The following is a 20,148-nucleotide window of genomic DNA, read 5'->3' as shown; positions in this document are numbered from 1 at the left end:
TTATTTTATTCAAATTTTTTAAAGATTTCGTCGATTGCAGCAGCAAGGTTTCTGTCTTTTCCTGTAACAACGTTTCCTGCATCGTGTGTATTCAGTTCAAAGCTGACTTTATTATAGGAATTGGTCCAGAAAGGATGATGGTCCAGTTCATCGGCAATGAAAGCAATTTCGGTCATGAAACGGAAAGCTTCCTTGAAATTCCTGAACGTGAAACTTTTCTTCAGTCTGTTATCTTCTTCTTTCCACATTTTTTGCAGGGCTTTTTACTGAATTTTTTTGACCCGGTATTCCATAAATTTATCAGGGCCGTTTCCGTTCACACATTTAATGGTTTCAATCAGATAAAGCTGTGTTCCCTTGAAATTCCCGGTTCCTGTCAGCGACGTAGCGCCGCATTCGTCCTCGCCGATGCCGCGGTCATAAACAAAATCAAAGCCGTCCATTTCGATCTGGGTCGTATAATTGTACGGCGTGATTTCTTCCAGCTTCATTTTATTGTCCGATATCCAGTTAAGCTGCAGCGAAACTTCCGAAGAATCCTCGGTTGATTTATTAAAAACCTTGTAACCTTTATACATTCCGGACAAATCCTTCTGGGTTAAAGGTTTTTCGGCCTCAACAGGCGTTGATTCAGATTCGCTTTGACAATTGGAAAACAGAATGGCTGAAATCAGAATGCTCGAATATAGTCTGAACATATTTATAGAACGTTGATCTTTTGATAAAACGAATATACAAGGATTATACTTGTTTTTAAATTATTCCGTCAAATAGCCGAATCACGTTTGATGAAGTATATTTGAACTTTGATACAGCTCAAATCCTTATTAAAACAGAATCGGCTTAAAACAGGCATTAAATCAGGGCAGGAACGGTTGAATGGCAATAACGGGTTAACGATCTTGTCATTAACAAAACCTCAATTACAGTAACCGAAGTAAAATTATGAAAATAGAACTTGTTCGTGTGGATGACGCCTTTCATTTTGAAGGAAGCGGTTCATCGGAAATCAAAGTACATACCGACGCATCGTCGGATATAGGTGGAAGCAACCTTGGCGTGCGGCCTATGGAATTGCTGCTGATGGGACTTGCCAGCTGCAGTGCCATCGACGTGGTTCTGATCCTTAAAAAACAACGTCAGGACATTACAGATTTCCGCATTTCGGCCGAAGGCGACCGCGTGCAGGAAGAAGACACCCAACGGAAGCCGTTCCGGAAAATTCATATGATTTACCAGTTTGCAGGCAATAATCTGGACCAGAACAAGATCAGCCGCGCTGTGGCCTTGTCGATGGAAAAGTATTGTTCAGCAACTGCACAGCTGGAAGCGCTTGCCACAATCACGTACGATATTGAAATTGTAACTGTTTAACCGATTTAATTCAAGCGCTTTTTATTAATACAATGCAGCAATACCACGACTTATTACGCCATATACTGGATAACGGCGTCCGTAAAACCGACAGAACCGGAACCGGAACGATCAGCGTTTTCGGTTATCAGATGCGCTTCAACCTGAAAGACGGTTTTCCTTTGGTCACAACGAAGAAAGTCCATACCAAATCGATCATTTACGAGCTGCTGTGGTTTTTGCGCGGCGACACCAATATTGCTTACCTGAAAGAACACGGCGTTTCCATCTGGGACGAATGGGCGGACGAAAACGGAGACCTTGGCCCGGTTTACGGAAAGCAATGGCGCAGCTGGGAAGGCGCAAACGGCAAAACCGTAGACCAGCTTCAGGAAGTTCTTAAACAGCTGAAAAGTACGCCGGACTCCCGCCGTATCATTGTTTCGGCCTGGAACCCTTCCGAGCTGTCGGAAATGAAATTGCAGCCTTGTCATGCATTGTTTCAGTTTTACGTGGCGCCGCCCGATGAAGAAGCCGGTGAAACCCGAGGCAAGCTGTCCTGCCAGCTTTATCAGCGCAGTGCGGATGTTTTTCTGGGTGTTCCGTTCAATATTGCCAGCTATGCACTGCTTACGATGATGATTGCGCAGGAATGTGAACTGGATCTTGGAGAATTTATCTGGACAGGCGGCGATACGCATATTTACCTGAATCATCTTGAACAGGTTGAACTGCAGTTGAGCCGTACGCCGCGTGCATTGCCTGTCATGGCCATCAACCCGGACGTAAAAAGTGTATTTGATTTCAGGTTTGAGGATTTCGAACTTCAGAATTACAATCCGTGGCCGGGCATAAAAGCACCCGTTGCAGTCTAGAAAGTCAGAATGGGTATTCAGTATATTCTGGAAATAACAGGAACCTTTGCATTTGCCATTTCAGGTGCGCTGGCAGTTAAGGATCAGAAGCATCAGGACTGGTTTGGTGCCAGTTTTACGGCTTTTATTTCTTCCATCGGCGGCGGAACGCTGCGCGACATTCTGTTGGGCAGTTACCCGCTGGTCTGGATCAGTGACATCACGATTATATACGCTATTATTGCCGGCATTCTGGTGACTTCGGTATTTTACAAATTTGTGCTGAGGCTAAGAAAGACCATGTTTCTTTTCGATACGTTCGGCATTGCGCTTTTTACCATTATCGGAACCGAAAAGGCGCTGTACTTAGGCGTAAGACCGGAAATTGCCGTGATTATGGGCGTTTTTACTGCCACTATGGGCGGTGTACTCCGCGATGTCATGACCAATGAAATTCCGATTATTTACCGGAAGGAAGTATATGCTACGGCTTGCTTTACAGGCGCATGCAGTTATTTGCTGCTGAACAAGCTCGGTGCAGAACGCAACACGGCATTCATTGCGGCATCGCTTGTAATTATTATTCTCCGGATTCTGGCCGTGCGGTATCACTGGAGTGTTCCGAAATTTTTTAGATAATTGCGGCAGGCTTTTCAAGTCCTGCCGCAATTATATTGTTCTGAATCAATTACTTTTTCTTTTTAGCCTTTGTTGCGGAAGCGACTGCCTTTGTGGAAGCGGCTTTGGCCTGCATTTCGGCGATGCCTTTTTCAATCTGACCTTTGTAGAAACTGAATGAGCCTTCGCCGGAAGTACTGCCCATTGCCAGGGCTTTCTGCGCAACCGGAAGCGCTTCATTGACCTTTCCAAGTTTGTTGAGAATCTGCGCTTTTAGCCAAAGATTGGAAAAGGATTCCTTTAATCCAATGGCTTTGTCGGCCAGTGAAAGTGCGACCTGCAGATCTTTTCCTTTTGACAGCATATAGCCGGCGGCGCTTTGCAAAGTAGCCACGTCTTCGGGTTTTTCGGCAACTGCCTTGTTCAATGCCGTCGTCGTCAGGCTTTCTGTACTTACGGAAAGCGGAACCGGAACATGAACCGATGACCAGGCAAGATCCATAACGGCACTGCTGTCGGAAAGCGGTGAAATGTCAATTTTGAACGTTTCTGTAAATTCACCTGAAGTCGGATATACCATAATGCGGGCTGCATCTTCTGTTTCCTTGTAATCGTTGGTTCCCGGCTGATTGTAGTTTTTATTCAGAATGACCGTCCATGCTGCGCCGGAAGGAATGGAGAAAAGCGCATATTTTCCGGCAGGCACTTTTTTGTTCCCGAAAGTAAATTCCGTGCTCGATTCGAAAACGGTGGCCATATTGGCTCCGGTGCGCCAAAGCTGGTTATATGGTGCGAGTTCAGAGCTGTCTGCAAAAACCTTGCGTCCTTTCAGGCTTGGCTTGGAGTATTTTATGCTAAAATCCGTAACGCCGATCGTCTGCATCACGCCGGCTGCGGGACTTGGCTGCGGTGTGCGCTGTGACATGGAACTGGTTGCGAGCAAAGCAGCAAAGCAAACAGATAACAGATACTTTTTCATTTCTGACAAATGGTTTATTCCTGATGTATTAAACTTGTGGTGAAATTAGAATGAAAAAATTACATAGCCTACATGAAGCGAAACAGTTTATTATCCCTGCTCGGAGCGTATGAACCGGAAAACGGAAATGAAAACGATATGTACCGGGAAATGCTGGATTTTGTCAGGAACAATCCCGAATGCTTTGAACGAACGCTGCTTACAGGGCATGTAACAGCCTCCGGATGGGTACTTTCGTCAGATCTGGGTTCGGTTTTAATGCTGCATCACCGCAAGCTGGACCGCTGGTTCCAGCCTGGCGGCCATTGTGACGGCGATCCGGATGTGGAAGCGGTTGCACGCAAGGAAATCAGTGAAGAAACCGGCATAGAACAGCTTGTATTATTCAAAAAAGGGATTTTTGATATAGACATTCATCTGATCCCGGAAAGAAACAATTTGCCTGCGCATAATCATTATGATGTACGCTTTCTGTTCAGGGCTGAACCCGGCCAGTCTATTGTTTTAAATGATGAATCCATGGACGTCCGCTGGGTTCCGGTTGCAGATATTGAAAAGCTTAACAATTCGGAATCCATTATGCGCATGGTCAGGAAAACTACTGCTTTATAAATTTCAAGGCTCGTTCCTGATTATTGACGCGGATTCTGAGAAAATAAAGTCCGGAAGATAAATGTGCCGTGGAAATGACCTGGCTGGCTGCAAGCTGCGATTCCGTGTTTCCCAAAGATGCGCCGTTCACGCCGTAAAGTGCAAGATCTGCTTTTTTTCCAACCAAAGCAGCAGGAATTGTTAATACCAGTTCTTTTTGTGCCGGGTTCGGGGCAATGACAATTTGCCTGATCGTTTCACTTTCAGTGCCCAGCGGTTTGAAGTTACTGTCGATATATTCCGCCGCTTTAACCAGATCGGGAACGCCGTAGCCCAGCAGATTGTCCGGTGCCGTAGCCTGGTGCCCCGACATTTTTACTGCTTTCATAATGTCCTGCGAAGTAAGCTGCGGATAAGCCTGCCAGAGAATCGCACATAAGCCTGCGATCTGCGGCGAAGCAAGCGAAGTACCGTTCAGACCCGAAACATTCCCGGCTGTGTTACCGGCAATGGCCTGCTGACCGACCGCTGCAACGTCCGGTTTTTGCTGGCCGGCCGCATTCGGCCCGACTGAACTCAAAGGCACATAACTGCGCTCGTAATTGGTGGCACCCACAGTCAGAACGGAATCCACATCTGCTGGTGCCGTTATATAATGCCATGCATCATTTCCTTCATTGCCGGCGGCACACACAACCAGCATTCCCGTACGCACGGCAAATCGTGCAGCCCGGCTGATCATGGTGGTTTTTCCATCCATATCGGCATACGTGTAATTGTATTCAGGCCTGTCGAATTCGTTGTCGAAATAGGAGTAGCCCAGCGAAGTATTGATCACATCCGCACCGATGCTGTCGGCACGTTCGGCGGCCATCAGCCATGTAATTTCTTCGTACGGCGATTCAATGTAGTCGTTTTCAGACCGGTACAAGGCATAACTTGCCTTAAAAGCAGCTCCGATCATTGTGCCGGGAAGATAAGCGGCCATTGTTGACAACACGTTCAGCCCATGCGAGCCGTCATTGTAAACATTGCTTTCACGCGCCATAAAATCATACGTATCCACAATCCGGTTTTCATCGCGGAGCGGTTTCAAGAAACCAACTTTATCGCCGCTGTTAAATCCGTTGTCAATCACAGCAATGAGCATATTTTCGCCATGATAACCTTTCTGATGATGCTGCGCCACTTCCATCAGCGCAAGCTGGGCATTCATGCTTCCGTAATCCAGATCCTCTTCGGTTTCCAGTTTCCGGTCTGCGCCATTGATGCGTTCGACACCTTCGGATTTTGAATTTAAATTGGCAACGGGAAGATTGAGTTCGATTCCTTTGTAGAAAGGCAGTTTTTTGATCGCTTCCAGCTGTGCATCGGAAGCTTCAACGACGGAACCGTTAAACCAGCGCGAGGAAAATACAATTGTGGCGCCGGTCTGTTTTACAGCCGTTACGTATGCCGGGTTTACGGGAAAATCGCGTGTGGTCAATGCAATATTCTGCCGTGTTCTCCGCATTACGGCGCGCTCGGAAAGGAAATCGGAAGGTTTGTCCGTTGAAAAGGGAGAATTCGCCTTGTCCTTGTACAGAACGAGGTATCGCGGATTGCTTTGTGCAAAGCTGTGAAATGAAATCAGTGAAAATGTAACAAGATGAATAAGTAAAGATTTGATCATTGCTTTCCGTATTTGCTGATTTTTGTAATTTTTTTCCAGCCCGAACTGACAATCCCTTTTCCAAGACAATCGCCATCATAACAATAGCGCAGGTAAATTTGCTCGCGGCATATCAGACCAACGCCCGCAGCATACGTTTCGGTATACTTGCTTCTGGACAAAAGTGTGGAATCATTTTGCCGGATCACTGTAACGGTATTGGGGAAAAACAAAGAGCCGGTTTGAAAAGGCTTTTTTACTGCTGTTTCTTCAAACATGCATTTTCCGGAAGCATTGTATTCGTTGCCGTTCCATTGCAAACCTTCTGCAACCGGAAGAATCATCTTTACAACAGTACGGCCGTTTTCCTGCACAAAAACTTTATTTGCCGAATGCCATGAAACGGCTACCGAATCCGTTTGCCAGGATTGATCCGTAGTCAGCGTTGCATATTGTTGAGGAAAAACCGGATTGCCTTCCGGATTTGTAAACGGAGTCTGGGTAAGCTGCCGGATCACATGCTTTGTAATTTTATCGGGCTGTCCGGAAACATAGGTTGTTTTTTCCACATTAAATTCCGAAAAGTTTCCGGCTTCCAGCGGATTATATCCGGGTTCTTTCAGCTGTTCCGGCTTGGGTGGGCCGGAACAGGAAATGGGAGCAAATGATAAAACAAGAAGCAAAAAAGCGTAATGTTTCAGCATATCTGAAAGTTATTCTTCTTCCAGCGTGGTGATTTTGGCCAGGTCTTTCCAGAATCCCGGATACGATTTCACGACAACGCCCGGCTCTTCGATACGTACAGGGCTGATCATTCCTGCCGGTGCAAAAGCCATTGCCATTCGGTGATCGTCATACGTGAGGATGGAAGGCAGCTCCGAAAGCGTTGCATTTTTTAGTGTGGAAACTTCGTAAAGATGATCTTTTTCGATTTCTTTCAGTTCAGCGCCAAGTTTTACAAGTTCATTCTGCAAAGCGAGAACGCGATCTGTTTCCTTTATTTTCAGACTTTCAATGCCGGTTAATGAAAGCTTGATATTTTTCAGCCCGCAGCATACGGCAATCGTTTGTGCCAGATCCGGACAGTTTGTAAAGTCCCAGCCAATGGATGCGGCTTCCGGAATTTTAGCCAGTAAAACACCTTCTTCTGTAAATACGCTTTCCACACCCAGATTCCGCATGATTTCTGCAATGGCGCTGTCACCCTGCAGAGAATTTTTTTTCAACCCGAGCAATTCCACCTCTGCATCGTCGGCAAGCGCTACAATGCTGTACCAGTAACTTGCGCCGGACCAATCCGATTCGATGCTGTAAGATTGCGGCTGATATTTATAGGGCGGAATCGTCAAAGTATTGGTTTGCCAGTCTGCCTGATATTCAATTCCGAAATGCGCCATCTGATTCAGCGTCATTTCAATGTATGGCCTGGAACCAACTTCCCCTTCCAGTCTAATTTTCAGTCCGCCCGGCAATTCCGGCGCGATCAGCAGCAATGCAGAAATATACTGGCTGCTTACATCGCCGCGCATCGTCAGTTCATTGGTCCCGGAATATGAAAATCCGTTCAGCTTCAACGGCGGGTACCCTTCGTTCTGCTCATACTCGATATCTGCGCCTAAAATCCGCAAGGCATCCACCAGAATACCGATCGGGCGTTCACACATTCTCGGCGTTCCCGTCATTCTTTTCTTCTGATTGGTAACCGCAAAATATGCCGTCAGAAAACGCATGGTCGTTCCTGCATCGATAACGTCCGCTGTATAGTCATCCGACTGCAGAAGCCGTTGCATGGTTTGTGAATCCCTTGCTTCTGAAATATTGGAAAGCGCGCATTGAAAACCCGTCAGGGCATTGATGATCAGGGCACGGTTGCATTCGCTTTTGGAAGCTGCAAGGCGTATTTCGGTACGTACGGGTTGCTTTGGAGGATGGACAATAATGGATTTCACTTCAAAAAAATCAGATTAGTACAAGTATGCCGAACTGCTCGGCAGCGGTTTAACAATTCAATAGGTTTCCAGGACTTTCAGCTTGTTTCTTCCGTTTATTTTCAGAGAAGAAAAAGTCAGTTTGTAACAGAAAAATCCGGCTGCCATTAGCGAGCCTCCGACGATCAGCGAAGATCCGTCGGTTGTATATCGTTTGTTGTCAACACCCTTATTGAAAAAATCGGCTCCGATGTAAATAAGTCCGGCAAGCGGCAGAAGCGGCGCGGCCTGCGAGATAAAAGGAATCTGTCGTGAAACTTTCAGCAAACGGACATCTTTCAGCAGCACTTCCTGATAATCCATTCTGCCGACAGCCTCGTTGATTACGGCTATGCTGAAAGAAGAATCGGTAACGCCGGCAATGGTTTCATTGAAGCGGATGGTTTCGTTGCGCATCCTGAACTTGATGTTATCGCCCGGGAAAAAACGGTAACGATGAAATCCGCCGATCACCGGCGAGGCGTCGAGAACCAGGTATTTCTGGCCAGGGGAGGCGATAATCCGGTTGGTGTTGTTCTGTTTCAGGAAAAGTTCTTCGCTGGAAAGTGCTTTTTTAGGGTCATAATGATCCTGCGACCATGCTGTCAGATTCCCCAGGAAAAGTAAAAGGACAATAGCAAGTATTTGTCTCATAGCGTAAAAAGAATGGTTCAAATATAGGGAATCATTCTTTTAAACGGGCAAAAGTGTTGCATTGTTGCTCAATTTATATGCTTTGGATCAATCTTCTTCCATGGTTTCTTCCTTCGGGACTTTGACGGACACACCGCCCGAAATTACCATTTTCATGATGTCCGTCGAGGCCGCTTCCAGAGGCGTAACCTGCTCTGCGGGAACGATGAAGAGCTCGCCCGACAAGGAATACGACAAAGGCATGTACACCGCGACATGACCAGTGATTTTCAGATGGCTAAGGTCAGTTTGCGTGATAAAACCGATCTTTTTTATTTGTGTATCCTTGTACATCGTCACAAGCACCGGCTGGTTGAATTTCTTCTTGTCGCCAACAAAAGCAAGGATAAGGTCTTTGATCGAATAATAAATAAGACTGACAAGCGGCACACGGCGCAGGATACTTTCCGCAAAGCTGAAAAACGACTGCGGCACAATGGTGGAAAAGAAAAAGCCAAGCAGGATAATTCCCAGCAGAATAATCAGAAAGCCCAGCCCGGGCAGATACAGATACTGATTACCGGAAATGGGGATGTTGACCGGAATGATGTTGTCCAGATACTCGATTCCTGTCCAAATGATCAGTAAAGTGACATAAAGCGGCGCAACGAGAACAAGTCCGCGAATGAAGTAGCGGATGATTCGTTTTAAAAGAGAATTTTTTCCTTCCATTAAAATTGATCTGATAATTATTTTTGGAAATTCCTGTAAGTCAAAAGAATAGGTTTTTATAAACAGAACAGGTCCTGAATCTGTTTTTGCCGGGACCGATAAAAAGCAGATCCGCAGTATGAAAAATTGGACTATGCCGATTGAATTAGGATATTTGCAGCTTCGCGCTTCAAACCGCTTTCAGAATACGCGTATAAAATTAATCAGAAGTTCATTCAATTGACTTATATGTATCAGGCCGGCTATTTAAAACATTTTACAGAAGAAGTTTTCCTTGCCATCGGCTGTCCGGAGCAGGAAGCCAGGCTGGCCGCTCAGGTGCTGGTCAGTGCAGACCTGCGCGGTGTGGATTCACACGGCATTGCACGGCTGGCCGGCTACGTACGCCTGTACGATCACGGAAGGCTTAATCCGAACCCGGAGATAAAAGTCGTATATGAAACGCCAAGTACCGCCGTTGTGGACGGAGATCGCGGGCTGGGACTGGTCGTAGCACCGAAAGCCATGGAAATTGCGATGGAAAAAGCAGAAAAAGTGGGTTCCGGCTGGGTTTCCGTACGCAATTCCAATCACTTCGGCATCGCCGGATACCATGCCATGCTGGCGCTGGAAAAAGACATGATCGGCTGGACGATGACGAACGCCGCGCCTTTGGTAACGCCTACTTTCTCACTTGAAAAACTGCTGGGTACGAATCCGGTTGCGGTAGCGGTACCGGCTCTGGAAGAGCCTCCTTTTGTGGCCGATTTTGCTTCTACGGCTGTGGCTTACGGCAAATTTGAAATTCTTCAGCGCAAAGGATTGCCGGCTCCGCTTGGTTGGGCGCAGGACGCGGAAGGCAATGCAACAACAGATTCCAATGCCGTCAAGAGCGGCGGGGGATTGCTGCCGCTCGGTTCTGACCGTGAGCATGGAAGCCATAAAGGATACGGGCTGGGCGCCATTGTGGATATTTTTTCGGGCGTTTTGTCCGGTGCGAACTTCGGGCCTTGGGTTCCGCCCTTTGCAACGGCCGGGTTTATGAATGCACAGGAAGGGGTCGGCCTGGGAACAGGTCATTTCCTGGGTGCCATGCGGATCGACGGGTTTCGTCCAGCTGAGGAATTCAAAAAAGATATGGACAAATGGATCCGTGCTTTTCGCGGCGCAAAGGCGGTTGACGGACAGAAAGTACTGATTCCCGGCGATCCGGAACGTGAAGCAGAAGCAGACCGGCTCGCAAACGGAATTGCTTTGCTGGAACCTGTCGTTTTGTCATTAGGCGAACTGGCAAAGCGTTTTAATATACCCTTTGAAAATAATCTGTAATTCTTTGTTCAAAATCATTTATCGCAGCTTGCAGCCATGCGCTGACAGCCAAAAGCAAAAAACACATGTCCCGTAATTTCAAGGTAGGATTGTTCGTCACACTGGCCATTCTTACAACCACTTTCACATTTTACTTCTGGCAGATTTTTAAAACGCCCAATCTGCAGGTTGACAAACAAACAAGCTTTGCATTGCTGATTCCGGAAGGCGCCACTTACAAAACGGTTCTGGACACGCTCAACAAGCATGAAGTAATCAATGACCATATTTCGTTTCAGTTTCTGGCCAAATTGCTGAAATACACTGAGAAGGTGAAACCCGGAAGGTATGTCATCAAGCCGAATTCCAATAATTACATCGTTATCAAAAAGCTGATCTCGGGAAATCAGGATGCGGTAAGGCTTACCTTCAACAACATCCGGCTGAAAGAAGACCTGATCAAGAGAATCGGAAACCGTTTTGAATTCGGTGAAGACAATTTCCGCAAAGCACTTAACAGCCCGGAGGTTTGCAGCAAATACGGTTTGGATACCCTGACAATCGTTTCCATGTTTTTGCCTAATACATATGACATTTACTGGACAACCGGTACGGAAAAGTTTCTGGACCGGATGCATAGTGAGTATAAAAAGTTCTGGACTGACGAAAAAGTTGCAAAAGCCAAAGCGATCGGCCTGACGCCGGTTCAGGTTTCGATTCTCGCATCTATTGTAGAGGAAGAACAGGCCCGGAAAGTGGACGAAAGGCCCAAAGTAGCCGGATTGTACATCAACAGGCTGCACGCGCAAATGCCTCTGCAGGCCGATCCGACGATTAAATTTGCACTGCAGAACTTTGGTATCAAGCGCATTCTGAACGATCAGCTGCGGATCATTTCGCCTTACAATACGTATGTCAATACCGGTTTGCCGCCCGGCCCGATCCGTGTTGCCGATTTCAATTCGCTGAATGCGGTTCTGAATTACGACAAGCATGATTATGTATACATGTGCGCCAAAGCCGATTTGTCCGGTTATCATGCATTTGCCACCAATTACACGGATCATCTGAACAATGCACGCATGTACCAGGCCGAATTGAACAGATTGAAAATCATGAAATAACCATGTTCACATACGAGGTAAAGGGAATAAGGGTCCGCTACGCCGATACGGACCAGATGGGTTATGTGTATTATGGAAATTATGCGCGCTATTATGAAATCGGCAGGGTGGAAGCATTACGGAGCCTGGATTTTCATTACAAGGCCATGGAAGATGAAGGCGTTATGATGCCGGTTTATGAAAACCGTTCACGCTATCTGAAGCCGGCGCGGTACGACGATGAACTCAGCATTAAAGTGATTCTCAATGAAATGCCGGGCATTCGCGTTGTTTTTCATTATGAAATACGAAATCAGCACCATGTGCTGCTCAATACCGGTGAAACCACGCTTGTTTTTCAAAGACGCGATAATGGCAAGCTTTGCATGGCACCCGAAAAGCTGCTTGACAAACTGAGAGCTTATTTTTGAATCCGGAAATAAACAGAAAACCGTATATGCTTGAGAAACTGTTGCGAAACCGATATGTCAAGCAAATTATCCTTTGGCTGCAGAGGCCGCTGCTGCTCGGCAAAACGGTTTCATTGTATGACGTGCTGCTTAATCTGGTAAAAAGCAATGACAAATTTGACATCGACCAGCGCGCCTCGGCCGTGGCTTACAGCCTGACGCTTGCTTCCTTTCCGGCCATTATCTTTCTGTTTACGCTTATTCCTTACATTCCGATTGAAAATCTGGATCAGCAGATTATGGAAATGCTGCGCGAGAATATTCCGCGAGGAATTTACGAGGATGCCGATCAGACCATCATGGATATCATCAGCCGGCCGCGCAAAGGCGTGCTTTCGTTCGGTTTCATATTTGCCATGATCGCTTCGACCAACGGAATGATGTCGCTCATGCGTTCGTTTGATATGGTTTATGAAGACGTGGAAACAAGAGGCTTTTTGAAAATCAGGGGAATTGCCACGCTGCTTACCTTGCTGCTGATTGCAGTGCTTTTCCTTTCAGTCATTCTGCTCATTGTCGGAGACGGCGTCATGCATATTGTAAGTGAATGGCATATGCTGAAAGACAACTGGATCATTGTGCTTCTGAACATTACCCGTTACCTGATCAGTTTCGGGTCGCTGATGCTGACGATTTCCTTTATTTACCGTTTTGCCCCGACGCACGGCAGACAGCAGAATTTTGTCAATACGGGTTCTGTAGTTGCTTCCATTCTCATTATTGCGGCTACTTACGGGTTTTCATTTTACCTTTCCAATTTCAGTTCCTACAACAAGCTTTACGGTTCCATCGGTACCATGATTGCACTCATGATCTGGCTGTATCTGCTGGCATTTGTAATCATCCTCGGCTTTGAAATCAATGCCGGAATACTGGCCGCAACAAGAAAACAGCGGTCGCTGATACATTGATTTGCCGTAAAATAATTATCGGGCATATTTGTCTTCATTGTTGATAATTTTGTGAACTGCGGCTGGAATCAGGTTTGTTTCAATGCCGTTGAATGTGTGGAACCGGTATGACAGCGATCTGAAATGGAAGAGAAACAACAACCTGAAGTCAGCATTATCCTGACGGCCTATAATCAGGAAAAATACATCGGAGAAGCCCTGGAATCCGTACGCCAGCAGACTTATCCCGCCATTCAGCTGATCGTTATTGATAATGCGAGTACGGACAAAACCTTGTCTGTCATTGAACAATATAAAGAAACTTCGCCCGCTTTCCTGCTGATAAAAAACGCATATAATAACGGACTCTGCAAGGCATTTAATCAGGGACTTGCGGTTGCAGACGGAAAATACGCTATTGACCTTTCCGGCGATGACGTGCTGATGCCGGAACGTGTTGCAAAACAGGTAAAATCATTCGAAGCACTTACAGACGATTATGCGGTGGTTTTTACCAATGCCGTTTATATTGATAGCGACGGAAAGGAAAAAAAGACGCATTATCCGGTTGATGTCAACGGGAAATCACTGCAGAAAGTACCGTCAGGCGATGTTTACAAGAATGTCCTGGAAAAATATTTCATCTGTACGCCAACCATGATGATGCGGACATCCGTGCTGAGTTTCCTGGGCGGTTATGATGAATCGCTCTGTTTTGAAGATTTTGATTTCTGGGTGCGTTCTTCGGCGCAGTTCAAATATTTTTATCTGGATGAGATTCTCACCAAAAAGAGAATGGTGCCCGGTTCCTTGTCGGCCAAGGTGTATCAGAAAGGAAGTGGAATGCTTTTTTCCTGTTACGAAGTTTGTAACAAAGCATACGATCTGAACCGCGATCAGGAGGAATTTGATCTGCTTGCCGCCCGAATCCGTACGTTTATCAGAAAATGTCTGTACGCCGAAGAATTCGAACTTGCAGAGCAGTTTTGCAAGCTTTTAAATTATATTGAGAATCCCGGCTGGCAAACGGAACTGATTATGGTAATGTGCAGATTACATCTTCCGGTGAATTCCTTGTATCGTTTTTATCTTGAAAACTTAAAAAAAGTTTGATAGTCAGGGAGGATTTGTGCTTTATGATTGTTTAATTATAAAGAGAATTTTTTCTATGCCTGCTGAATTTATTAAAATTTATCCCCAGAATCCTGATGAAAGAAGAATCCTGCAGGTTGTAAACTGCCTTCGGGACGGCGGTCTTGTCATTTATCCTACGGATACGGTTTACGGTCTGGGCTGCGATATTTACAATGCAAGGGCAGTGGAACGCATAGCCAGGATCAAGGGTATCAAACCGCAAAAAAATGATTTTTCATTCATATGCTACGATCTCAGCCACATTTCCGATTTTGCCAGAGTTGAGAATTCCGCTTTCAAAATCATGAAGCGGGTTTTGCCGGGACCGTATACTTTTATCCTGGAAGCAACCAGCAACGTTCCGAAATTATTGAATACAAACAAGAAAACAGTCGGTATCCGCGTTCCTGACAATCTGATTCCGCGGCTGATCGTAAAACAGCTGGGCAATCCAATTGTAACAACTTCTATTAAAGATGACGATGAAGTTATAGAGTATTCTACCGATCCCGAACTGATTTATGAAAAATTTCAGCATCAGGTGGATATGGTTGTCGACGGCGGATATGGCGGAAATGTTGCATCTACGATTGTAAAAGCGGATTCCGGGGATTTTGAAATTCTTCGGGAAGGTTTGGGCGACGTGAGTGTTTTCCTGTAAAATCAGAATTGTAATGATTTAAGCCGTTCATGAACAGGACGGTTTTGGTAAAATAATTATTATAAATTTTTTGATAATATCATAAGCCTTTAGCATATTTGGTAGTGCCGGATTTTTTTTCTATAAACGAACAGTGCCGGGAAGTGCGGCTTGAACTGCAGTATTTGCCTTGTCTGGAATATTTTACCTGTATACTACAGTACGACCGTATTCACGTTGATATTGAAGAAAGGTATGTAAAGCAAACTTACCGCAACCGCTGTAAAGTGCTTACTACAAATAAAATTGATGTATTGACCGTTCCGGTTAAAAGTTATGAAGCGGGCTGTCTTACAAGGGATGTAAAAATCGATTACAATCAGGACTGGGTACGCCGTCACCTGGGATGTTTTAAATCTGCTTACGGGAAGTCGCCGTTTTATGAGTTTTATGCACCCGGGCTGCTACGGATTTACCAGAAGAATTTCGCTTTTCTTGTTGACCTGAATTATGAATTATTGACATTTTGTCTTAAATTGGTTGGAGTCAAAAAGGAAGTCATGTACAATTTGTCAGGTGAAATAAATAAATCGGAGTGCGTGGTTAATGATATTTCGCTTATAAACAACAGGAAAGGCACAAATTTATTTAAATATTATCAGCCAATACCTTATTATCAGACCTTCGGGAATGATTTTGTGAGTAACTTAAGTATTGTTGATTTACTTTTTAATATGGGGCCGGAAGCAAAAAGTGTTTTGTTAAGATCCTGTAAGTCTCAGTAAGCTATTTTGAACAAACAAGGATCAAGTAGCGTTTAGAATATTAAAACACTTTTTATTGCTACACAATGGAAGCAAAATTTTCGAATAGAGTGAAAGAAGTAATCTCGATGAGCCGGGAAGAAGCCCTGCGTCTCGGGCATGATTACATTGGAGCAGAGCATTTGTTATTAGGAATGATTCGTGAGGGCGATGGAGTTGCGATTGGTTTACTGAAGAAACTTGGCGTTTCCCTGGATGATGTAAGGCAGCATATCGAGCAGGCTACCAAAGGTGCTGCTACCAATAATGTTAAAAACCTTCAGAATATTCCGTTAACAAGGCAGTCAGAAAAGGTATTAAAGATTACATATCTGGAGGCCAAGATATTCAAGAGTACTTTAATCGGGACCGAGCATCTGCTTTTGTCCATTTTAAGGGATGAAGATAATGTCGGAACCCAGATATTGCATAAATTCAATGTTAACTACGAAGTCATCAAAGAAATGTTAGAATATCAATCATCAGGATCCAGACCTCATATGGGGCCGGAGACCGAAGACGGAGATGATGAAGCAAGAGGTGGCATGTTCGGAGGCGGAAGCGGTTCCGCATCCGGAAAAGAGTCAAAAGGAGCTGAAAAATCCCGCACACCTGTATTGGACAACTTTGGACGGGATCTGACTAAAATGGCCGAAGTCGGTAAACTGGACCCGATTGTAGGACGTGAAAAAGAAATCGAGCGTGTTGCGCAGATCCTGAGCCGTCGTAAAAAGAACAATCCGATTCTGATCGGTGAGCCCGGCGTTGGTAAAACAGCCATCGCAGAAGGTCTTGCTCTGAGAATTGTTCAGAAGAAAGTATCACGCGTGTTGTTTGGAAAACGTGTTGTTACGCTTGACCTGGCATCTCTGGTTGCAGGAACCAAGTACCGCGGACAGTTCGAGGAAAGAATGAAAGCAGTCATGAACGAGCTTGAAAAATCGCCGGACGTTATCCTTTTCATTGACGAGCTTCACACCATTGTAGGCGCTGGCGGTGCATCGGGTTCCCTGGATGCATCCAACATGTTCAAGCCTGCATTGTCACGCGGTGAAATTCAATGTATCGGTGCCACAACACTGGACGAATACCGCCAGTATATCGAGAAAGACGGTGCATTGGCTCGTCGTTTCCAGATGGTTATGGTGGATGCAACTTCAATCGAAGAAACAATCCAGATTCTTGAAAACATCAAGGATAAATACGAAGATCACCACCATGTAAATTATACGCCGGAATCAATCAGCACGGCTGTAAAATTATCAGAGCGTTACATTACGGATCGGTTCCTGCCGGACAAAGCGATTGACGTTCTGGACGAAGTAGGCGCACGCGTCCACATCAGCAACATTACGGTTCCTGAAGATATTCTTCTTCTCGAAGAACAAATCGAGAATATCAAACAGGAAAAAAACAGGGTTGTAAAAAGCCAGAAATACGAAGAAGCAGCGCAGTTGAGAGATCGTGAGAAGAAACTGATTGATCAGCTGGAACGCGCCAAACTTGCCTGGGAAGAAGAAACCAAGCAGAAACGCTATACCGTTACCGAGCAGAATGTTGCGGAAGTAGTCGCCATGATGACGGGCATTCCTGTAACCAACGTTTCAATGGATGAAGGCAAGAAATTGCTGAACATGGCCGATGAGCTTAAAGCCAAGGTGATTGGTCAGGATCCACCAATTGAAAAACTGGTTAAAGCCATTCAGCGTACAAGAGTCGGTTTGAAAGATCCTAAAAAGCCAATTGGTTCATTTATTTTCCTTGGACCAACCGGTGTAGGTAAGACCGAACTTGCAAAAGTATTGTCTACTTATCTGTTTGATAAAGACGATTCGCTGGTGCGTATCGATATGAGTGAGTACATGGAGAAATTCAGCGTATCCCGCTTGGTAGGAGCTCCTCCGGGATATGTGGGTTATGAAGAAGGTGGCCAGCTAACTGAGAAAATCCGACGCAAGCCATACAGCGTTGTGCTGCTGGATGAAATTGAAAAAGCGCACCCGGATGTATTTAATATTCTGTTGCAGGTTCTGGATGACGGTATTCTGACCGACGGACTTGGACGTCGTGTCGATTTCAGAAATACAATCATCATCATGACATCCAACATCGGCGCACGTGATCTGAAAGATTTCGGAACAGGAATCGGTTTCTCTACAAAGGCGAAATCTGAAAATCAGGATGAAATAATGAAAGGCACGATTCAAAGTGCACTTCGCAAAGCATTCTCGCCGGAGTTCCTGAACCGTTTGGATGATGTAATTGTCTTCAATTCATTGCAGCGCGAAGATCTGCACAGAATTATTGACATTTCTCTTGGCAAACTGTTCAACCGTGTAAAAGGTTTGGGCTACGAGATCGAACTTACCATAGCTGCGAAAGATTTTCTGTCGGATAAAGGTTACGATCCGCAATACGGAGCACGTCCATTGAACCGGGCCATTCAGAAATATCTTGAAGATCCCGTTGCAGAAGAAATCCTGAAAGGTGACTTGCGTGAAGGTGACGTACTGGTTGTCAATCACGAAGAAAATAGTGAACAACTCGTTATCAGTGTTCGTAAAAAAGAGGAGGAACTGGCCAACTAAGCCGTTCAGCCAGGAATGCAGCAATTAGGCAAAAAGGCAGGTCGCAAGATCTGCCTTTTTTTGTTTGCAAATATTAACACCGTGTGCGGAAAAGGAAAATGCGTTTTTAGCAAAATCCCGTTATGATTTAGTTTATATTTAGCCCCAGAAAATTATTATATTAAAATGAATGTAAATTCCTGCAAAATCCTGTTTGTTCTTGGGCTGTGCCTGAGTTTTCCGGCTTTTGATTCCAACGCACAAAAACTTCCTTCCGGACCGCAGGTATTAACTTTTTTTTCTGATGCCGACGATACAGAACAGCCTTATGGCCTCTATTTGCCAAAGAATTTTGATGAAAACAAGAAGTATCCGCTTGTCATCATGCTGCATGGCGCCGGCGATAATCACCGGCTTTCACTGCGCCGGGTTTTTGGGAAAAGCAATGCAGAAGGTGAAACGGATGTAGAAGCCACAAGGTATTTTCCGCAATGGGAAAATGTCGATTTCATTGTTGCATCACCTTTGGCAAGAGGAACAGCGGGCTATCAGGGAATTCCTGAACAAGATGTTTATGACGTTCTGGACGACATTAAGAAACGGTTTAAAATTGATGAGAACCGGATTTATCTTACCGGTTTGTCCATGGGCGGCGGCGGTACGCTCTGGCTCGGCCTTACGCGCCCTGATATCTGGGCTGCCATTGCGCCGGTTTGTCCTGCGCCTCCAAACGGCACATTTGATCTGGCTCCCAATGCGCTGAACTTTCCGATTCATTTCTTTCATGGCGATGCTGATCCGGTTGTACCCGTTTCAGGAACGCAGAAATGGGTTTCGGAATTACAGGATATGGGTGTGGAAGTAAGTTACAAGGAATTTGTAGATGTGAAACATGACAGTTGGGTCAGTGCTTATGACAATGAATTTATCTTTGAATGGTTTGGCCATGCTGAACGAAACCCTTATCCGGATCGTGTGAGATTTGTGAGCAAACTTTACAAATATGACAAGGCATTCTGGGTAAAGTTTGACAACATCAGTTACGGAACGCTGGCAGAAATAGATGCAAGATTTTCAAAAGCAAATAACATAGTCGTTACTACAAAGAACCTGGAAGCATTTACGCTGAATCTGAAAAACCATCCAAAGTTCACCAATGCCTCGGTTGTGAGTTTTAAGATTGATAACAACGAAATTAGTGCAAAGGCTGACAGTATTATTTCATTTGTAAAAAAGAACAATGCATGGGAAGTTGGTACAATGGCTGTCACTTCTTCCATGAGGAAGAAAAAAGGAGCAGAAGGGCCGATTTTCGATGCTTTTTCGTCCAGGCATGTTTATGTGTACGGAACAGCCGACAATCCTCCGCAGGAAGAGTTGAAAAGCAGAATGGATATAGCAAACCAGGCTGCGGACTGGGCGCAGTATCGTGGCCCGTTTTTGGGCAGAATGATGTTTTTTCCACGCGTTTTATCCGATAAGGAAGTAAGGCCGAGTGATCTGGAAAGCGCTGATCTGATCCTGTTCGGAACGAAAGAGACCAATAGTTTAATAGCAAGCCATGCAGACAAACTGCCGTTGCATCTGAATTCCGCCGACAAAGATCACGGTTTGTTTTATATATTTCCGGTTGACAAGCATTATGTTGCCATCAGTTCCGGATTGCCGTGGTGGGCGGGAAGCAAAGATGAAGGATTCCCGTTTGTTCCCGTCATGCACAGAAAATTGCCGGATTTCAAGGATTTCATTTTCTTCAAAGGTTCTGTTTCCAACATGGTTTCGGAAGGATATTTTTCGGAAAACTGGCAGTTAACGGATGAAATGAAGAAAGCGATGGCGGGTTCCAGTGTACTTAGCATTACCAAATAGAAACAAT

21 protein-coding genes are annotated in these 20,148 nt (G+C 45.3%); 13 read left to right on the top strand and 8 right to left on the bottom strand.

All coding sequences use genetic code 11. The features are described 5' to 3' along the window. Positions 1-5: 5 nt before the first annotated feature. A complete protein-coding gene (locus tag FEM33_RS03870) occupies positions 6-248 on the bottom strand; it encodes a 4a-hydroxytetrahydrobiopterin dehydratase (protein WP_139010790.1) in 243 nt (80 codons plus the stop codon). A 15-nt stretch (positions 249-263) separates the two neighbouring features. Continuing rightward, positions 264-698, bottom strand: a complete 435-nt coding sequence (locus FEM33_RS03865) for a hypothetical protein (protein WP_139010789.1) — start codon at positions 696-698, stop codon at positions 264-266. Positions 699-945: 247 nt separating this feature from the next. Between FEM33_RS03865 and FEM33_RS03860 the strand changes: the two genes are divergently transcribed. Genes FEM33_RS03860 through FEM33_RS03850 form a run of 3 tightly spaced genes read left to right on the top strand, consistent with a single transcriptional unit; the run spans position 946 to position 2,846 of the window. After that, on the top strand, positions 946-1,374 hold the full coding sequence (locus tag FEM33_RS03860; protein ID WP_139010788.1) for an OsmC family protein: 429 nt from the start codon (positions 946-948) through the stop codon (positions 1,372-1,374). Positions 1,375-1,406: 32 nt separating this feature from the next. After that, positions 1,407-2,228, top strand: a complete 822-nt coding sequence (locus tag FEM33_RS03855; RefSeq protein WP_139010787.1) for a thymidylate synthase — start codon at positions 1,407-1,409, stop codon at positions 2,226-2,228. A 9-nt stretch (positions 2,229-2,237) separates the two neighbouring features. Next, complete coding sequence (locus FEM33_RS03850; protein ID WP_139010786.1) at positions 2,238-2,846, top strand: trimeric intracellular cation channel family protein; 609 nt, start codon at positions 2,238-2,240, stop codon at positions 2,844-2,846. Positions 2,847-2,895: 49 nt separating this feature from the next. Here the strand turns inward: FEM33_RS03850 and FEM33_RS03845 are convergent, their stop codons facing one another. After that, positions 2,896-3,804 (bottom strand): DUF2911 domain-containing protein, encoded by a 909-nt coding sequence (locus FEM33_RS03845; protein WP_139010785.1) that lies wholly within the window; start codon positions 3,802-3,804, stop codon positions 2,896-2,898. Positions 3,805-3,876: 72 nt separating this feature from the next. Here FEM33_RS03845 and FEM33_RS03840 point away from each other — a divergent pair, with 72 nt between their 5' ends. Beyond that, positions 3,877-4,416, top strand: a complete 540-nt coding sequence (locus FEM33_RS03840) for an NUDIX hydrolase (RefSeq protein ID WP_139010784.1) — start codon at positions 3,877-3,879, stop codon at positions 4,414-4,416. Here the strand turns inward: FEM33_RS03840 and FEM33_RS03835 are convergent. From FEM33_RS03835 to FEM33_RS03815, 5 genes are all read right to left on the bottom strand, one after another. Further along, positions 4,403-6,067 (bottom strand): S8 family peptidase, encoded by a 1,665-nt coding sequence (locus tag FEM33_RS03835; RefSeq protein ID WP_139010783.1) that lies wholly within the window; start codon positions 6,065-6,067, stop codon positions 4,403-4,405. The genes FEM33_RS03840 and FEM33_RS03835 overlap by 14 nt on opposite strands. Beyond that, on the bottom strand, positions 6,064-6,750 hold the full coding sequence (locus FEM33_RS03830) for a hypothetical protein (RefSeq protein ID WP_139010782.1): 687 nt from the start codon (positions 6,748-6,750) through the stop codon (positions 6,064-6,066). Before FEM33_RS03830 ends, FEM33_RS03835 begins: the two co-directional genes overlap by 4 nt. Before the next feature lie 9 nt (positions 6,751-6,759). Further along, positions 6,760-7,995: a 3-phosphoshikimate 1-carboxyvinyltransferase gene (locus FEM33_RS03825; RefSeq protein ID WP_139010781.1), complete on the bottom strand. Its 1,236-nt coding sequence runs from the start codon at positions 7,993-7,995 to the stop codon at positions 6,760-6,762. A 57-nt stretch (positions 7,996-8,052) separates the two neighbouring features. Then, complete coding sequence (locus FEM33_RS03820; RefSeq protein WP_138281930.1) at positions 8,053-8,667, bottom strand: hypothetical protein; 615 nt, start codon at positions 8,665-8,667, stop codon at positions 8,053-8,055. Between the two features lie 87 nt (positions 8,668-8,754). Beyond that, positions 8,755-9,378: a DUF502 domain-containing protein gene (locus FEM33_RS03815; protein ID WP_139010780.1), complete on the bottom strand. Its 624-nt coding sequence runs from the start codon at positions 9,376-9,378 to the stop codon at positions 8,755-8,757. Positions 9,379-9,606: 228 nt separating this feature from the next. Between FEM33_RS03815 and FEM33_RS03810 the strand changes: the two genes are divergently transcribed. The 9 genes from FEM33_RS03810 (at position 9,607) to FEM33_RS03770 (ending at position 20,141) form a co-directional block, all read left to right on the top strand. Further along, positions 9,607-10,686 (top strand): Ldh family oxidoreductase, encoded by a 1,080-nt coding sequence (locus FEM33_RS03810; RefSeq protein ID WP_139010828.1) that lies wholly within the window; start codon positions 9,607-9,609, stop codon positions 10,684-10,686. Positions 10,687-10,751: 65 nt separating this feature from the next. Further along, complete coding sequence (gene mltG, locus FEM33_RS03805) at positions 10,752-11,789, top strand: endolytic transglycosylase MltG (protein WP_139010779.1); 1,038 nt, start codon at positions 10,752-10,754, stop codon at positions 11,787-11,789. Positions 11,790-11,791: 2 nt separating this feature from the next. After that, positions 11,792-12,199 (top strand): acyl-CoA thioesterase, encoded by a 408-nt coding sequence (locus FEM33_RS03800; RefSeq protein ID WP_139010778.1) that lies wholly within the window; start codon positions 11,792-11,794, stop codon positions 12,197-12,199. Positions 12,200-12,225: 26 nt separating this feature from the next. Then, the gene (locus FEM33_RS03795) at positions 12,226-13,149 is read left to right on the top strand and encodes a YihY/virulence factor BrkB family protein (RefSeq protein ID WP_139010777.1); all 924 of its coding nucleotides are present in this window, start codon (positions 12,226-12,228) and stop codon (positions 13,147-13,149) included. A 123-nt stretch (positions 13,150-13,272) separates the two neighbouring features. Continuing rightward, positions 13,273-14,241, top strand: coding sequence for a glycosyltransferase (locus FEM33_RS03790; protein ID WP_139010776.1), 969 nt, complete (start codon positions 13,273-13,275; stop codon positions 14,239-14,241). A gap of 55 nt (positions 14,242-14,296) precedes the next feature. Then, positions 14,297-14,923, top strand: a complete 627-nt coding sequence (locus FEM33_RS03785; RefSeq protein WP_139010775.1) for an L-threonylcarbamoyladenylate synthase — start codon at positions 14,297-14,299, stop codon at positions 14,921-14,923. A 143-nt stretch (positions 14,924-15,066) separates the two neighbouring features. Next, entirely contained in the window at positions 15,067-15,687 is a 621-nt protein-coding gene (locus FEM33_RS03780; protein WP_229214078.1) for a WbqC family protein, read from the top strand. Between the two features lie 65 nt (positions 15,688-15,752). Further along, positions 15,753-18,293 carry an ATP-dependent Clp protease ATP-binding subunit gene (locus tag FEM33_RS03775; RefSeq protein ID WP_139010773.1) on the top strand — a complete coding sequence of 847 codons (2,541 nt, stop codon included), beginning with the start codon at positions 15,753-15,755 and terminating at the stop codon, positions 18,291-18,293. A gap of 165 nt (positions 18,294-18,458) precedes the next feature. Further along, positions 18,459-20,141: a carboxylesterase family protein gene (locus FEM33_RS03770; protein WP_139010772.1), complete on the top strand. Its 1,683-nt coding sequence runs from the start codon at positions 18,459-18,461 to the stop codon at positions 20,139-20,141. Positions 20,142-20,148: the final 7 nt, after the last annotated feature.

It is taken from the genome of Dyadobacter flavalbus, from assembly GCF_006149045.1.
GTDB lineage: Bacteria > Bacteroidota > Bacteroidia > Cytophagales > Spirosomataceae > Dyadobacter > Dyadobacter flavalbus.
Note: the sequence above shows the minus strand (reverse complement) of the source record. Positions and strands in the feature narration are given on the sequence as shown.

Bases quoted from the DNA above. Each gene is read 5' to 3' on its own strand.
- FEM33_RS03870 (WP_139010790.1), bottom strand. From the start codon at position 248: ATGTGGAAAGAAGAAGATAACAGACTGAAGAAAAGTTTCACGTTCAGG.
- FEM33_RS03865 (WP_139010789.1), bottom strand. From the start codon at position 698: ATGTTCAGACTATATTCGAGCATTCTGATTTCAGCCATTCTGTTTTCC.
- FEM33_RS03860 (WP_139010788.1), top strand. From the start codon at position 946: ATGAAAATAGAACTTGTTCGTGTGGATGACGCCTTTCATTTTGAAGGA.
- FEM33_RS03855 (WP_139010787.1), top strand. From the start codon at position 1,407: ATGCAGCAATACCACGACTTATTACGCCATATACTGGATAACGGCGTC.
- FEM33_RS03850 (WP_139010786.1), top strand. From the start codon at position 2,238: ATGGGTATTCAGTATATTCTGGAAATAACAGGAACCTTTGCATTTGCC.
- FEM33_RS03845 (WP_139010785.1), bottom strand. From the start codon at position 3,804: ATGAAAAAGTATCTGTTATCTGTTTGCTTTGCTGCTTTGCTCGCAACC.
- FEM33_RS03840 (WP_139010784.1), top strand. From the start codon at position 3,877: ATGAAGCGAAACAGTTTATTATCCCTGCTCGGAGCGTATGAACCGGAA.
- FEM33_RS03835 (WP_139010783.1), bottom strand. From the start codon at position 6,067: ATGATCAAATCTTTACTTATTCATCTTGTTACATTTTCACTGATTTCA.
- FEM33_RS03830 (WP_139010782.1), bottom strand. From the start codon at position 6,750: ATGCTGAAACATTACGCTTTTTTGCTTCTTGTTTTATCATTTGCTCCC.
- FEM33_RS03820 (WP_138281930.1), bottom strand. From the start codon at position 8,667: ATGAGACAAATACTTGCTATTGTCCTTTTACTTTTCCTGGGGAATCTG.
- FEM33_RS03815 (WP_139010780.1), bottom strand. From the start codon at position 9,378: ATGGAAGGAAAAAATTCTCTTTTAAAACGAATCATCCGCTACTTCATT.
- FEM33_RS03810 (WP_139010828.1), top strand. From the start codon at position 9,607: ATGTATCAGGCCGGCTATTTAAAACATTTTACAGAAGAAGTTTTCCTT.
- mltG (WP_139010779.1), top strand. From the start codon at position 10,752: ATGTCCCGTAATTTCAAGGTAGGATTGTTCGTCACACTGGCCATTCTT.
- FEM33_RS03800 (WP_139010778.1), top strand. From the start codon at position 11,792: ATGTTCACATACGAGGTAAAGGGAATAAGGGTCCGCTACGCCGATACG.
- FEM33_RS03795 (WP_139010777.1), top strand. From the start codon at position 12,226: ATGCTTGAGAAACTGTTGCGAAACCGATATGTCAAGCAAATTATCCTT.
- FEM33_RS03790 (WP_139010776.1), top strand. From the start codon at position 13,273: ATGGAAGAGAAACAACAACCTGAAGTCAGCATTATCCTGACGGCCTAT.
- FEM33_RS03785 (WP_139010775.1), top strand. From the start codon at position 14,297: ATGCCTGCTGAATTTATTAAAATTTATCCCCAGAATCCTGATGAAAGA.
- FEM33_RS03775 (WP_139010773.1), top strand. From the start codon at position 15,753: ATGGAAGCAAAATTTTCGAATAGAGTGAAAGAAGTAATCTCGATGAGC.
- FEM33_RS03770 (WP_139010772.1), top strand. From the start codon at position 18,459: ATGAATGTAAATTCCTGCAAAATCCTGTTTGTTCTTGGGCTGTGCCTG.